The organism is Aurantiacibacter sp. KMU-128 (assembly GCF_056933515.1).
The window spans coordinates 917,353-931,764 of sequence record NZ_JBXORT010000001.1 but is presented as its reverse complement, the minus strand read 5'-3'; the positions used below and the strand labels follow the sequence as shown (position 1 = coordinate 931,764).

Here is a 14,412-nt window from a genome sequence, read left to right as displayed (position 1 = left end):
GGCCGCCCGGAGATTCGAGGCTCCATTTCGATATGGTGCGATCTAGCCTGCCTTGCGCAATTCCTGCTCTTCCAACTGGCGCGGGGGCGGCTCCTGAATGGCGGTGATCTGGCCTTGCCCGTCGCGCTGCAAGGGATTGGCGAATTCCACCCCCATGCGGTCTTCCGCGCTCCAGCGCGTTGTGCACGTAACCCGGTGGCGCTCGGCGATCTGGAGCGAGAAAACCGTTCCAACCGGCACGTTCCAAAGGCCTTCGATCATCGCGCCGGTCACCGAGATATTGCGGATTGTGCCGTTGTACAGATGCCCGTTGTGATCGAGCACGACCTTGCGCAACATCTTCTGGCGCGGCGCCCGTGCGGCACGCGGCCCATGGGCAACGGCTTCGAGCCCTTGCGAAATCCTCTCGCACGCTTGTTCGAATGACAGCGCGCGATGATAGATGAAGCCTTGTACATGGCTGCAACCGTGCTCGCGCACGAGGTCCAGTTCGTCATGGGTCTCCACGCCTTCTGCGGTGGTGTCCATACCCAGAGACTGCGCCAAGCTGGTGATCGAGCGGATAATTGCGCCGTTGCGGCTGCCCTTCTCGGTGGCGCCGCGCACGAAGCTCTTGTCGATCTTGATCTTGTCGAAGGGCGCCTTCTTGAGATAGCCCAAGGAGGAATAGCCGGTGCCGAAATCATCAAGCGCCAAGCGCACGCCGAGCCGTTTGAGCGAGGCAAACATGGCATCGGTGCCGCTATCATCACCCAGAAACACGCTTTCGGTTATTTCCAGCTCCAGCCGGTTCGCGCGGACCCCGGAACTGGCTATCGCATTGGCGACAATCGCCGGCAGGTTGATATTGGAAAACTGCACCGGCGACACGTTCACCGCGACAAACACATCTTCCGGCCATTGCGCGAGATCGTCACAGGCCTGGCGCAAGGCCCACTCGCCGATCTGCTGGATCAGACCGCCATCCTCGGCAATGCCGATAAAGCGCTCGGGAGAGATCCAGCCTTTAACAGGGTGTTGCCAGCGCAGCAGCGCTTCGAACCCGGCAATCCGGTTTTCCGAAAGCTTGATGATCGGCTGGTAATGCAGTTGCAACTCGCCATTGGTCACGGCATCGCGCAGATCTTCTTCCAGCTTGGCGCGCGCCTCGGCTTCGGCGTGCAAATCTTCGGCGTAGAAATGGTAACGCCCGCGCCCGCCATCCTTGGCAGCGTAGAGCGCAAGGTCGGCATTGCGGATCAGGTCTTCGCTGTTCTTCCCGTGCTCGGGCGCGACCGCGATGCCGACAGACGCGCCAATCACCACGCGCTGTCCGTCGATCGAGTAGGGTTGCGACAGCGAATGGATGATTTCCTTGCCCAGATTCGCCAGCGCCGAATTGGCCACGCGGTTGGGAATGATGACTTTGAACTCGTCGCCGCCGAGCCGCCCGACCTGACCGAGCTTGCCCACGGCGCGCTCCAGCCGCTGCGACACCTGCTTGAGCAATGCGTCACCGGCGGGGTGGCCCATCGTATCGTTAACTTGCTTGAAGCGGTCCAGATCGAGCAGCATGATCGCGCAATGCCGGTTGGCCTCCGCCTTCGCGGTCAGGATTTTCTCCAGCGCCTGCGACATCTGGAACCGGTTGGCGAGGCCGGTCAGCGCGTCGTAGCGGGCCAGCCGCGTCGCCTGCTCCTGACTGCGCTTACGCTCGGTAAGGTCGGTACCCGACCCGCGAAAGCCGACGAAATTGTCAAACTGGTCGAAGATCGGGCGGCCCGAGACCGACCACCAGCGCTCTTCATTGCTGATGGCCGCGCGAACGGGCAGCTCGCTGAACGAAGAGCGTGCCGACAAGTGGAACATCAGCGTGCGCTCGCCCTCATCGCCGGTGTCTTCCAGATCGAAAAGGCGTGTGAAAGGCTGGCCGATCAGGCGGTCAGGATTGCGCTTTAGCGCCTTGGCCACGGGCGGCGAAACATAAGTGAGCAGGGAGCGGCGGTCGGTTTCCCAGAACCAGCCCTGCCCCGTCTCCTCATAATCGGCCAGAATGTCTCTCGCGCGGGTCTGTACCCGCTCCTGCGCTGCCTTGCGCTCTTGCTCGTCGCGCTGCTCATAAAGCTGTTCGCGCGTCACCAGCACGGCAACCACGCCGCCGACGATCAGGCCGAGAATCCCCACAAGTGATGCGTTGACCAGCACGGCGGCGGTCCAGATCGCGAACTGTGCCGCAAAGATCGCCGAAGGCTGCCGTCGCAAATAGGCGGTGGCAATCGCGGAAACGCACAAGAGGCCGGCAAGGGCGACGTCCCATTCAATGCCGCCTTCCATTGCCCACATGGTTATGCCGAGCCCGTACATGAGCAGCGGCACCACCACCGCCAACACCAGACCCACCACCTTCGCAGCCAATGAACGGTGCTGCACGAAGTCGTAAATGTAGCGAAGCGGAAGCGAAGCCAGCACAAGCGAAGCAGCCAGCAGCCCCATGGTCGCTGTGCCTGGCAGCACATCAGAGGCGGCGATGCAGACGCAAATCCCCGCAATCAGGCTGACAATGAGATAGGTCCAGCTACGCGGAAACAGCTGGTTTGCCGGATTGTCGAACTTGGGCGCATTCACAGCACGGTCAACCGCCGGTGTCCGGCGCGGGCCCTTTCGCCGGTCAGCTTCGCCCTGTTGCGCGGGAGGCTCTTGAGTCGGGGGATTCGGTTGGAGTGCAGGCGCGACCTCGCCCCCGCGCGCAGGCGCAGGTTGCGAGTCATGGGATGCCTTGGGCATTCGGGTCGCACCGTTCATGGTGCCGCCTTCGCAAATCCGCTTTGAAGAAGGGTTAATTCGGCGTGTTTTTTGTGGCTTGAGCAATCACCCGTGCATAGGCCGATGCTGCGGATTGCAGCCGTGCGGCAAACGGTTAACAAAGCAGGCGCTTTTGTGCTGGAGCTGCATTCGGAGATTCCATGCGCCACATTGCCATCATCGGGTCGGGACCGGCCGGATATTACACCGCCGAGGCGGCGCAAAAGACCTTTGGCGACGATGTGCGGGTCGATGTGTTCGACCGGTTGCCCGTTCCCTACGGCCTGATCCGGACCGGCGTTGCCCCAGATCACCAATCGATCAAGGGCGTCACCCGGCGCTACGAGAAGACGGCGCTTTCCGAAAATGTCCGCTTCGTGGGAAATGTCACCATCGGCCGCGATGTGCAGATCGCAGAACTGCAGCGCCTGTATGACGCGGTGGTGCTGGCAACCGGTGCGCCACATGATCGCGCGCTGGGTGTGCCGGGTGAGCAGCTGGGCAATGTGTTCGGCAGCGCGGCCTTTGTCGGCTGGTATAACGGCCACCCCGAATTTGCAGGGCTTTCGCCTGACCTTTCGGGCTGCACCGCGGTGGTGGTGGGCATGGGCAATGTCGCGCTCGATGTCGCGCGTATTCTTGCCAAGACACCGGACGAGCTGGGCGACAGCGACATTGTTGGCCATGCCTATGATGCGTTGAAAAACAGCGCGTTGGAGCGGATTGTCGTCCTTGGGCGGCGCGGGCCGCACCAGATCATGATGACCCCGCGCGAGCTGGGCGAACTGGGCCATCTCACCCGCGCTGCGCCCCATGTCGATCCGCGCGATCTGCCCGATCCGGGCGATGATGCGATGCTGGAGCCGGGCCTGCGCAAATCGGTCGGAGTGCTGCGCGAATTTGCCGCGATCCCCGAACATATCCGTGCCGAACAACCGATCGCTCTGGAATTCGCCTTCCTCAACCAGCCGCGCGCGCTGATCGGTGACGGGGTTGTGGAAGCTATCGAGGTGGAGAAAACCGTCCTCGAACGCGGCAGAGCAGTGGGCACGGGAGAAATACGCCGGATCCCCGCCGATCTCGTCATCAGCTGCATCGGCTATCGTTCGTCACCCTTGCCCGGCGTGCCGTTTGACGAGCGCGCGGGCCGCTTCGCCAATGACGAGGGGCGCATTCTTGCAGGGCTCTATTGCGTCGGCTGGGCGCGGCGCGGCCCCTCGGGCACAATCGGTACCAACCGGCCCGATGGCTTTGATGTGGTGGAGAAAATCGCCGCCGATATGTCCAGCGGAACGCTTGGAGCACGTGGCAAAGCGGGCCGCGCGGGTTTCGATGCGCTGGCGCAGGAGCGCGCGCTGGATGTGGTCACATTCCAGGACTGGAAAAAGATCGACGAAGCCGAAGCCGCTGCCGCCCGCGAGGGCGCGCCGCGCGAGAAGTTCGTCGATATTGCGGCGATGATGAAGGCTCTGGGCTAGAAAGCCCGAGAGCCTCAGCCATCACACCCGCATCGGCATCAGCACATACAGCGCGGGGCTGCTTTCATCCTCGCGGATCAGCGTCGGCGCACCGGCATCGGCGAAGTGCAGTTCCACCGTATCCTTGTTCAGCTGCTGGAGGATGTCTTTCAAGTAACCGGCGTTGAAACCGATTTCCATCGCTTCCGAGCCATATTGCGAGCTGACTTCTTCCACCGCATTGCCGTTGTCGGGCGATGTGACGGTCAGCGTCACCTTGTCCGCATCGAGCCCCATTTTGACCGCGCGGGTCTTCTCGGTGGCGATGGTCGCCACGCGGTCGACACCAGCGAAGAGCGATTTGGGATCAACTTTCAGCAGCTTGTCGTTGCCCGTGGGGATGACGCGGCTGTAATCGGGGAAGGTGCCGTCGATCAGTTTGCTGGTCAGCACCACGCCGCCCTCGCCGCCCAGCGCGAAACGGATTTTCGAAGGGCTGAGGTCGATCTGGACATTGCCCTCCATCGCCTCTTCCAGCAGCTTGCGCAGCTCTGCCACGGCTTTGCGCGGGACGATAACGTCGGGCATACCCTCGGCACCCGCAGGACGGGCCAGCGTGAAGCGGGCAAGGCGGTGGCCATCGGTCGCAGCAGCCTTCAACACGCCGCCATCCTCGTCTGCCACGTGAAAGAAGATGCCGTTCAGATAATACCGCGTTTCCTCGGTGCTGATGGCAAAGCGGGTGCGATCAATCAGCTCGGCGAGTGTCTTTGCCGCCAGCTCGAAACTGGTGGGCAGATCGCCCTCGACTATCACGGGGAAGTCATCGCGCGGCAAGGTCGGCAGCGTGAAGCGGCTGCGGCCCGCCTTGATGACCATGCGGTTGTCGCCCGTTTCCAGGCTGACTTCGCTGCCATCGGGCAGTTTGCGGGCAATATCGAACAGCAGGTGCGCGGAGACGGTGATGGCGCCTGCACTGTCCACCGCATTGGCGCGCAGATTGTCCACCACTTGCAGATCAAGGTCGGTTGCCATGATCCGCACGTGCCCGCCATCCTCTGCCTCGATCAAAACGTTGGAGAGAATGGGGATGGTGTTGCGCCGCTCTACCACGGACTGGACGTGGGAGAGACTGCGGAGCAGCTCGGCGCGTTCGATGGTGACTTTCATCGCGATCAATTCCCTTTCGGCGCGCTGCGGTGGCCCGATAGCCCCGGAATCGCTCCACAGCGCCGGTAAAATGCCCCACCATCCTTAGCGCAGGTGACAATGCGGGCAAGGGACGCTGTGCAGGAGGCGGGATTCCTTGGGGAAAACTGGCGCTACTGTGCGTAAGTCGCCAGAAAATCGCGTTGCGCAAAAACAGACAGCGCATAAATCGCCATCAGCCTGCCAACATACTCGTAATTGGCCTCGCCCTGGAGTTCGCGGACAATGTCGAATGTGAGAAGGTCGATAAACGTGGACATTTCCGGCGGCTCTCCCCGGAGGTGGTAGGCGACTGACTGGTCTACTTCCGCCAAATCTATACCCTCACCGGCAAGCAGTTCTGCGGCCATTGGTTCCATGAAAACGGTCACGGAATACTGCGCATAATCATCCACGCTCTCTTGCGGAAGACCGAGTTCTCGGGCGCACTCTAACGCTAGCGACATGATCGTTTCGCGGAACGGCCGCGTTGTTCCCTCGCCGATTCCGCCAGCGATGAAGAGATAGTCCGCCATTAGCGCTTCGGCCATCCATTCGGGTGAGCGGTCAACCACGCAATTAAGGTCTTCAGCACTTTGCGCATGAGCGGGCGCCGCCACTATGGCGGCAATGGGAGCCAAAAGACCAAGCGTCAGTCGTCTCAAGAAGCACCTCACGAAAGCATCGCCATGCCGCCATTCACGTGCAGCGTCTGTCCGGTCACATATCCCGCCTCGCGGCTGGCGAGATAAGCGACCGCCGCGCCGATATCCTCACCCTCGCCCATGCGCGCCATGGGAATGCGGGCGTTAATCGCGTCCTTCTGCTTGCCGTCCAGCACCTCGGTCATCGCCGAGCGGATGAAGCCGGGGGCAACGCAGTTGACGGTGATCCCGCGGCTGGCGACTTCCTGCGCAAGGCTTTTCGATGCTCCGACAAGGCCCGCTTTCGCTGCCGTGTAGTTCATTTGCCCCGGATTGCCGGTGGTGCCGACAACGCTGGTGATGTTCACGATCCGGCCGAAACGCGCCTTCATCATCGGACGCACGCTGGCGCGCATCAGGCGGAAGGCGGCTTCCAGATTGATGCGGATCACTTGATCCCATTCCTCGTCCTTCATCCGCATGGCGAGGTTGTCCTTGGTGATGCCCGCATTGTTCACGAGGATATCGATCCCGCCGAGCGTATCGACCGCGGCGGGCACCAGCTCGTCCACCTGCGTGGCGTTGGAAAGGTCGCAGGTAATCTCGACATGGCCATCATGGTCGTGATGCGCGAATTCACTGTTGAGCTCTTCCCTGAAAGCACGCAGCTTGTCGCCATTCGAACCCGAAAGTGCAATCCGCGCCCCCTGCGCGGCGAGAGCCCGGCTGATGGCAGAGCCAATCCCGCCACTGGCACCGGTAACAAGGGCATTCATTCCGTTGAGTGAGAACATTTGAAAACTCCAAATTTCGCGCAGAGATCGCGGAGGACGCAGAGGTCAAGTATCGGGACGATGGTCATTTACCAACCGCTTGATGCCTTCCTTCATTGTCGATGCAGAAAAATTCATAAGCAGCCCGACGGGCTGCTTGGTCAACCTCAAATAGGTGAGCACTTGCTTTGCATGAACGGGTTTGAGTGCCTCCACGGATTTGATTTCGAGGATCAATCGATCCTCAACCAACAAATCAATCCGGAATGCGACCTCGAAAGTGAGGTCTTTATAGGAAATAGGCACCGGAACCTGGCGCCGCACTTCAAGGCCGCGTCTGGTGAGCGCCTCTGCCAAAACCATCTCATAAACCGACTCTAGCAGACCCGGTCCCAGATCCTTATGGATCTCGATGGCTTCGCCAATGACTTCTGAAGTGACGGAATCGATTGGCTTCATCGACTCTGCGCACTCTGCGTTCTCTGCGCGAAAATCAAGTTCTTGGCAGCATCTACCGCGCTCAATCCCCCCCTCCCTGAGGGGTGAAGTTTGTCCGGCGGCGTTCGGTTATGCGTTCGCCGTCCCACGTCCCTTCGACGATTTCGTAGCCCATCAGCGCAAAGATGCGGTCGCCCAGGAAGATCGGGCGGGCATTGCCGTACCAGTCGACGCAGGAGGCGATGCAGCCATCATCCACCCCGCCTTTCGCGCGGCTGTTCAGCTGACCGCCGGTCGAAAAAGCGCGGTTGTCGCGGCGCAGGAAGAAGATGGCCGACGCATTGCCAAGGAACTCTCCGCCCCGGCTGTGGCGCTCGCGCGTCACCGGCAGGCCGAGCATTCCAGAGAGGCCATCCGCCGAATCCCTGTCGGCACGATAGAAGAAGGCCTGGCTACGCACTTCGCCTTCGCTCGCCGCGGGGAGCATATAGACGTCCTCCAACACCACTTGCCGCCCCAGCGACAATGCGGAGAAGCCCAATGAACCATCAGCCGCCGGCCCGATTGCAACCGCATCGCTGCCCATCAGATCGAAGCGGGTGATGCCGTGACGTAAATCGATCCGCTGCGCCGACCTGCCGTCAACCGGCGCGGCGTAGAAAAACGGTGCCTCGGCGGAGTTGCCGTAGCTTGATGCAGAATACAGCAGATAGTCGCCCGCGAAGCGGTTCTGGAACATCCAGCCTTCCACGCCCGGCAATTCGCGCATCGCCTGCTGCGGAATGCGTTCCGAGCCATCGGTAAAAGCGCCCAGCGGCACGGTCAGCAGGCCAAGATCGCCCTCGCTGAACTCGGCTCCCCACATGGCATCGCCCTGCCCTTCGCCGCGCAACACGACGCGCAGCACGTTGTCGGCGGCATCTTCGGCAAAGGAGAACTGGTCAATCGGCCCACCTTCCACCGGCACCGCACCGGGGCGCGAGCCATCGAGCGGCAGGCGGAATAGCTGACCTTCTGCATTGCCATCTTCGGAGAAGGTTTGGCTGGTCCACAGATACATCGCATTGCGGCTGACATAGAATGTGCGGCTCCAGCTGCCGAGTACGGCGGTCGCGTCGCAATCGAGCTCGGCCGCCGAAAGGTCGCAGCGGGTGACGGCGTGTGCGATGGGCAGCGCGAACTTCCCGCGCCGCGCGGGGGCGGTGACGTAGATGTCCTCTGGATCGACGAGATCAACGACCTCGCCATTCACACCCCCGCGCCGCAAGGCAGGCATGGTGGAACGCCAATTGCTCCAGTCCATATAGACGGGCGCGTAGAAGATCAGCTCGTCACCGATCATCCGGCTCGCATAATTGCTCGACGAGTAATAATCGCCACTGCGCAGATAATGCGTGTCGCGATAGGTCAGGCTGCCGTCGTGGCCGAGGCGGAAGCGGCTGATCTCGGTGCCGAAATCGCCGTAGGAATAGCCGACCACAATCACCTGATCACCGCGCACCAGCATTTCGTCATACCAGGTATCGCCGGGATTGCGCGCGTCGGGCGGGAAGGCGTTGATCGCATCGACCGGCTCCAGCGCATCGCCGCCATGGCGCACTGTAAAGATCCGCCCGCGCCGCAGGATGACGAGGAAATCGCCCGCATCCTTGACGATGGCGCCTTCATCGACCCCCGCTTCCTGCGTGTTGGTGATTTGCTCGCCGGAACCCGGCCCGCCTTCCATTGCCTCGTAGAAACCAAATTCAGTGGCCGGCGCCTCCATTGCCACAGCAGGAGGTGGAGGAGGTGGTGGAGGAGCCGACGGTGCGGCTTGGCCTGTCACCACGATATCGCTGGTCTCTTCAGCTTCCAAGTAGCCGAACTCACTACCAAGGCCTCCACCACCAAGCGCGCGCATCCGCTCGGCGAAGGCTTCGAACGCCTCTTCGCTCTCAAAGGAATACAGGCCCTCGGGATCGTCCTGCGCCCGCTGCGCCGACGCCTGCGGCCCCTGCACCAGCGCAAAAGAAATGGCGGCGGTGCTCACCACCGCCGCCATTGCATAGCGGATACCAGTCTTCATCTCACGCCCCTCCCAAATGTAATACAATTACATTGAGCGGGAGACACGCTGAACGGGTGCTGTATGCCTCCCGCTGACGCCTTATTCCGCGGCTTCTGCAGTTGCCGCCGTGGAAGCAAACTGCATTTCGCCCATATTCTGTATAGCAGTGAAGATCAGCAGCATGATCGACAGCTCGCCGGTATTGGTGCCCGCATAGCCGATTTCGAGCTGCGCATTGGCGATAAACTCGCCCAGCTTGTCGCCATCATCGGGCAAAGGCGCTTCGCCCCCGCCACCCATGCCTGCGCCGACCAGCCGCATCACGGCGGGCATAACATCGGCATTTTCCGGATCAGCCAGCGCCGCATCAAACCGGGCGAGTTCCTCGTCGGTCAACGTGCCATGCGCGCGCAGCGATGCTGCACCCTGGCGGCCCATTTCGGCAAGCGTCGCAAACTGGGTCTGCTCCTGCGTCCAGCCTTCGCTTTGCACACAGGCGCCAATCGCAGGCGTGATCGCCCCTGCCAGCTGGCCGATCACCTGCTGGAAGAAGCCCATGCCGCCGTCCATCTCGGCTCCGAGCGCGGTTAACTGGTCGCGCTGCTCCTGCGTGTATTGGCTCTCGATACAGGCGAGCCCTTGGTCCTGCGCGGCGGCAGGTGCGCTCAATGCCAGCGCGGACGTTGCGATGGCGATGGCGGTAACGGTCGAAAAGCGTTTCATGTGGTTTCCTCGCTTTGAAAACTTTGGGTTGCGATTAATTGGCAAATTCACGCAAGCCGATGCGCTGCAGGCCCATAAAGCCAAGCAGCATGCCCACCAGTTCGGGCGTGTCCGTCCCTGCCGAACCAACATCAAGACCGATGCCGGTAATAAAAGCACCCATGGTCAAGGCATCTGCGTTGGACACTTGGACAGTTCCGCCGAGGCTGGCCATCACCGTGTTCTCGACCGCTGCCCACACGTCAGCGCTTTGCGGGTCGGCGAGCCCGGCATCAAGGCGAGCCAGTTCGTTGGGTGTGAGCAGGCCGGACGAGCGGAAGCCCCGCTCGCTCACGCGGCCCATCTCGTAGAAGGTCGCATACATCGTCTGCTGTTGGTCCCAGCCCGATTGCGTGGCACAGGCCTGGATTGCCGGTGCGGCGATCATCACGATCTGGTTGAGCGCCGCCTGGTTCAGCTGGGTGCCATTGGCGAGGTTCTGCGACGCATCGCCGATCGCGCTGATCTGCTCTGCGGTATACGAATTCTGGATACAGTTAATCCCCGTATCCTGCGCCATCGCGGGCGCGCTCACCATAGCGGCGGCGAGCGTCGCGAACGCGGTGAATGTTGAAATGCGACCCATGAAAAATCCTTCCTTCTGGCCAATCGGCCCTACAGTTCCTTGGCGAAAGCCTCGATATCATCCATGCTGACCAGACTGGTCGTCACCGCATCGGGAGCAATCTTGCGAATCATCGGGGCGAGCACTTTGCCGCCCAATTCGACGAAATGATGAATGCCCGCCGCGTGCATGGCAAGGACGCTTTCGCGCCAGCGCACCCTGCCGGTTACCTGCTGCACCAGCAATGAACGCTGCTCTGCGGCATCCGTTACCGGTGCGGCGGTGACATTGGCATAGACCGGCAAGCGAAAGGCCTGCGGCGGCGTTTCGGCGAGTGCCGCATCCATGCGCTGCGCGGCGGGCTCCATCAGCGAACAATGGAACGGCGCGGAGACGGGCAGCTTGATCGCACGCTTGATATCATGCGCCTTTGCCAGTTCCACCGCACGATCAATGGCGGCAAGATGGCCCGAAAGCACGACCTGCCCCGGATCATTGTCATTGGCGACTTCGCACACATCGCCCTGTGCCGCCGCATCGGCGAGCGCCTGCGCCTTGTCGAGGTCCGCTCCCAGCAGCGCACACATTCCGCCGACGCCAATCGGCACGGCTTCCTGCATGGCGTTGCCGCGAATGCGCAGCAGCTTTGCGGTGTCGGCCAGAGCAAACGCGCCGACCGAAGCCAAAGCCGAATACTCGCCTAGCGAGTGCCCCGCGACCGCCTCGCCTTTTTCGGAAAGCGACACGCCGCCCGCCTCCAGCACGCGCGCCACTGCAAGGGCATTCGCCATGATCGCGGGCTGCGCATTGGCGGTGAGCGTCAATTCGCTTTCCGGCCCTTCGCGCATCAGATCGAACAGCTTCTGGTTCAGCGCATCGTCTACCTCGGCAAACACCTCGCGCGCGGCGCTGCTGGCTTCGGCAAGCTCTGCGCCCATGCCGACCGTCTGGCTGCCCTGACCCGGAAATACGAAAGCAATCATGTGTGTCTCCTTTGCGCGGGCGGATAGAGGCTGGAGCGCGATCGAATCAAGCGCCGAACGGCACAATGGCGTTTTGCGCATCGTGTCCGATATCGGCGCGACCCAAATACGGGATGCCGTGCTTGGCGCACCAGAAGCGCGCAATCTCCTCGTCGCTCATGCCAAAGGGCCGGTCGTTCTCGGGCACGGCGGAGATGCGGCCAAGGCGCAGTCCGGCAATGTCACGCAGATTGGCGGTGACGTGGAACATCAGCCGGTCAACGGCATAGAGATGCTCGGCCACTTCCTCCAGCAGCACGACATGGCCGGAAAGGTCTGGCATCAGATCGCTGCCCACCAGCGTGGCAAGCGTTATCAGGTTGAAGGCGACAGTGGGCGTGCCATCCAGACCGGCTTCCAGTGGGACCTCCGCACCCGATAGATACAACAGCGCCCGCCGCACCGCATCCGCGCCGCCTTCGCGCTTTATATCGCCTGCAAGCGGGCCATGGACGGGCTTTCCGAGACCGTGCTTGTAGAGCATGGCGAGCAGATAGCCGGTGTCCGAATAGCCGAGATAGGTCTTCTCCCGCGCCGCGTCGTCCAATAGCGGCAGCGCATCGGCGGCGATCCGGTTCGAGCCATAGCCGCCCATGCCGAACCAGATCGCGTCGATGTCGGGATCATTGGCCGCCTCGACAAAGGCGTTGAGGCGCGTCGCATCGTCGCCAGCGAAATGGCCGTGCTCGATGAAGCATTGCGGGTGAAACGACAGCGCGACGTCGGGAAATTCCGCCTTGGCCAGCGCCAGCACCGCTTCGGCACGGTCGCGCAGGATGGGCTTGCCGGGGCAGAGGCAGGTAATGCGTGTCATCGGTGCGGTATATGAGCATTCGTCATTCCCGCGAAGGCGGGGAAGTGTAACTGTCCACGGGACAATCCAGCTTGTGAACGAAAAAAGCTGGACCCCCGCCTGCGCGGGGGTGACGAAGTGCAGGAGGCGCGGTAGTGCCTCGGGCATGACATCGGCAAACCTTTCCCAACCCTATTTCTTCTGCGGCATCGGCGGATCGGGAATGCTCCCGCTGGCGCAGATCGTGAAGGGTCTGGGCGGCGAGGTTGCAGGGTCTGACCGTTCCTACGACCAGGGCCGCACGCCGGAGAAATTCGCTGCCTTGCAGGCTCAGGGCTACACGCTGTTCCCGCAAGACGGCAGCGGGCTGACCTCGGCTGATCAAATCCTGATCGCCTCCGCCGCTATCGAGGATGCCGTCCCCGAAATCGCCCGCGCCAAGGAACTGGGCTGCGAACGGCTGACGCGCGCCGAATTGCTCGCGCGGCTGTTCAACGACGCGCGGCTCTCGCTCGCGGTTGGCGGGACGAGCGGGAAATCGACCACCACCGCGATGCTCGGCTGGATCATGGAAGCGACCGGGCGCAAGCCGACGATCATGAACGGCGCGGTGATGAAGAACTTCGTCTCCATGGAGCGTCCCTATGCCAGCGCGGTCGTTGGCAACGGTGAGAGCTTTGTCAGCGAAGTCGACGAAAGCGATGGCTCGATCGCGCTTTACCGCCCCTCGGTCGCGCTGCTGCTCAATGTCAGCCTCGATCACAAGAGCATGGACGAACTGCGCGAATTGTTTGGCAATTTTCTCAGCACAGCGGATCGCGGCGTGGTCAATGCCGACGATGTCGAGGCATTCCGGCTGGTCGCGCAGGCGAAGGAACCGCTGACTTTCGGCATCACCAATAGCTGCGCTGCGCTAGGGATTGTCGAGGGCAGCATTGCCGACGGGCCGACGCAGCAGGCGGCCCTGGTGGTGGATCGGCGCGATGGCAGCGAGCACGCCTTGCGGCTTGCGATGCCGGGGCGGCACAATCTCTCTAACGCGCTTGCCGCGATTGCAGCGGCAAATGCGGCAGGCGTGCCGGTGGCCGACGCAGTGGCGGCACTGGCGGACTTCAAAGGCCTCGCCCGCCGCTTCGACATCATTGGCACGAGCGCAAACGGGGTGACGGTGATCGACGATTTCGGGCACAATCCGGAAAAAGCGCGCGCAACACTCAAGACGCTTAAGATGCACGGAGGCCGCGTAATCGCCTTCTTCCAGCCGCATGGCTATGGCCCCTTGCGCCAGATGGGCCACGAACTCGCGGAGACGTTCGCGCAGGAATTGGATGAAACTGACCTCACCATCCTGTGTGACCCCGTCTATTTCGGCGGCACGGTCGACCGCTCGGTCGGCAGCGAGCGGATTATCGACATGATCCACGCAGCAGGCGGAAAGGCGCTCCACATCAACACCCGCGAAGGCTGCGGCGATTTCATCGTCCAGAACGCGAAGCCGGGCGACCGCGTCGTCGTGATGGGCGCACGCGACGATACGCTGACCGAGTTTGCGGAAGACTTGTTGGCGCGGCTGTGACGCCGTATACCCAAGCAAATGTGATCAACTGGCTGCTGGCAATCTGCTTCGGCTTTCTTCTGACGGTTCTGGCGACGACCCATCCGCGCTGGGGAGAACTTGTCGGCGGATCGAATGAGCAAAGTGGCATCATGGTGTTCGCTGCCTTTGTGCCGTACCTCATCGTTGCATTTTTTGCGTTTCGCTGGCCGCTATGCCCTTCTTGCAGAGAACCAACACATATCCCGGAGCAGGGATCTGGTGGTGGGATTCTCGCTTTCGTCGCGCGACCGCGCAAACGCAATCGTGAATGCGGTTTTTGCGGCGCCGATTTGACGACCAACGCCTCCGACTAAGCCTTTCGAAACCTTTGCGCCGGTAAGGTGG

Annotated in this window: 13 protein-coding genes; 3 read left to right on the top strand and 10 right to left on the bottom strand. The window is 61.9% G+C overall.

From position 1 onward, the window contains the following. Positions 1 to 42 precede the first annotated feature (42 nt). Complete coding sequence (locus ACS0VV_RS04750) at positions 43 to 2,604, bottom strand: EAL domain-containing protein (protein ID WP_483531579.1); 2,562 nt, start codon at positions 2,602 to 2,604, stop codon at positions 43 to 45. A gap of 338 nt (positions 2,605 to 2,942) precedes the next feature. On the opposite strand from ACS0VV_RS04750, the gene ACS0VV_RS04745 reads away from it, so the two are divergent. Beyond that, positions 2,943 to 4,259, top strand: a complete 1,317-nt coding sequence (locus ACS0VV_RS04745) for an FAD-dependent oxidoreductase (RefSeq protein WP_483531578.1) — start codon at positions 2,943 to 2,945, stop codon at positions 4,257 to 4,259. 21 nt (positions 4,260 to 4,280) lie between these two features. Here the strand turns inward: ACS0VV_RS04745 and dnaN are convergent, their stop codons facing one another. The 9 genes from dnaN to ACS0VV_RS04700 form a co-directional block, all read right to left on the bottom strand. Continuing rightward, complete coding sequence (gene dnaN, locus ACS0VV_RS04740; protein WP_483531577.1) at positions 4,281 to 5,408, bottom strand: DNA polymerase III subunit beta; 1,128 nt, start codon at positions 5,406 to 5,408, stop codon at positions 4,281 to 4,283. A 152-nt stretch (positions 5,409 to 5,560) separates the two neighbouring features. After that, positions 5,561 to 6,046, bottom strand: a complete 486-nt coding sequence (locus ACS0VV_RS04735; RefSeq protein WP_483531576.1) for a hypothetical protein — start codon at positions 6,044 to 6,046, stop codon at positions 5,561 to 5,563. Between the two features lie 53 nt (positions 6,047 to 6,099). Next, positions 6,100 to 6,864 carry a 3-oxoacyl-[acyl-carrier-protein] reductase gene (gene fabG, locus ACS0VV_RS04730; protein WP_483531575.1) on the bottom strand — a complete coding sequence of 255 codons (765 nt, stop codon included), beginning with the start codon at positions 6,862 to 6,864 and terminating at the stop codon, positions 6,100 to 6,102. 45 nt (positions 6,865 to 6,909) lie between these two features. Beyond that, entirely contained in the window at positions 6,910 to 7,302 is a 393-nt protein-coding gene (locus tag ACS0VV_RS04725) for a GxxExxY protein (RefSeq protein WP_483531574.1), read from the bottom strand. A gap of 61 nt (positions 7,303 to 7,363) precedes the next feature. Beyond that, positions 7,364 to 9,346, bottom strand: a complete 1,983-nt coding sequence (locus ACS0VV_RS04720) for a beta-propeller domain-containing protein (RefSeq protein WP_483531573.1) — start codon at positions 9,344 to 9,346, stop codon at positions 7,364 to 7,366. A gap of 81 nt (positions 9,347 to 9,427) precedes the next feature. Continuing rightward, entirely contained in the window at positions 9,428 to 10,051 is a 624-nt protein-coding gene (locus tag ACS0VV_RS04715; protein WP_483531572.1) for a hypothetical protein, read from the bottom strand. 34 nt (positions 10,052 to 10,085) lie between these two features. Then, positions 10,086 to 10,676, bottom strand: a complete 591-nt coding sequence (locus ACS0VV_RS04710; RefSeq protein WP_483531571.1) for a hypothetical protein — start codon at positions 10,674 to 10,676, stop codon at positions 10,086 to 10,088. 29 nt (positions 10,677 to 10,705) lie between these two features. Beyond that, positions 10,706 to 11,638 carry an ACP S-malonyltransferase gene (fabD, locus tag ACS0VV_RS04705; protein WP_483531570.1) on the bottom strand — a complete coding sequence of 311 codons (933 nt, stop codon included), beginning with the start codon at positions 11,636 to 11,638 and terminating at the stop codon, positions 10,706 to 10,708. A 46-nt stretch (positions 11,639 to 11,684) separates the two neighbouring features. Then, a complete protein-coding gene (locus ACS0VV_RS04700; protein ID WP_483531569.1) occupies positions 11,685 to 12,491 on the bottom strand; it encodes an LD-carboxypeptidase in 807 nt (268 codons plus the stop codon). A gap of 145 nt (positions 12,492 to 12,636) precedes the next feature. Here ACS0VV_RS04700 and ACS0VV_RS04695 point away from each other — a divergent pair, with 145 nt between their 5' ends. Together ACS0VV_RS04695 and ACS0VV_RS04690 are read left to right on the top strand one after the other, a co-directional pair. After that, positions 12,637 to 14,046, top strand: a complete 1,410-nt coding sequence (locus tag ACS0VV_RS04695; RefSeq protein ID WP_483531568.1) for a glutamate ligase domain-containing protein — start codon at positions 12,637 to 12,639, stop codon at positions 14,044 to 14,046. Continuing rightward, positions 14,043 to 14,381: a hypothetical protein gene (locus tag ACS0VV_RS04690; protein WP_483531567.1), complete on the top strand. Its 339-nt coding sequence runs from the start codon at positions 14,043 to 14,045 to the stop codon at positions 14,379 to 14,381. The genes ACS0VV_RS04695 and ACS0VV_RS04690 overlap by 4 nt, the downstream gene beginning before the upstream one ends. The last annotated feature ends 31 nt before the right edge of the window (positions 14,382 to 14,412 follow it).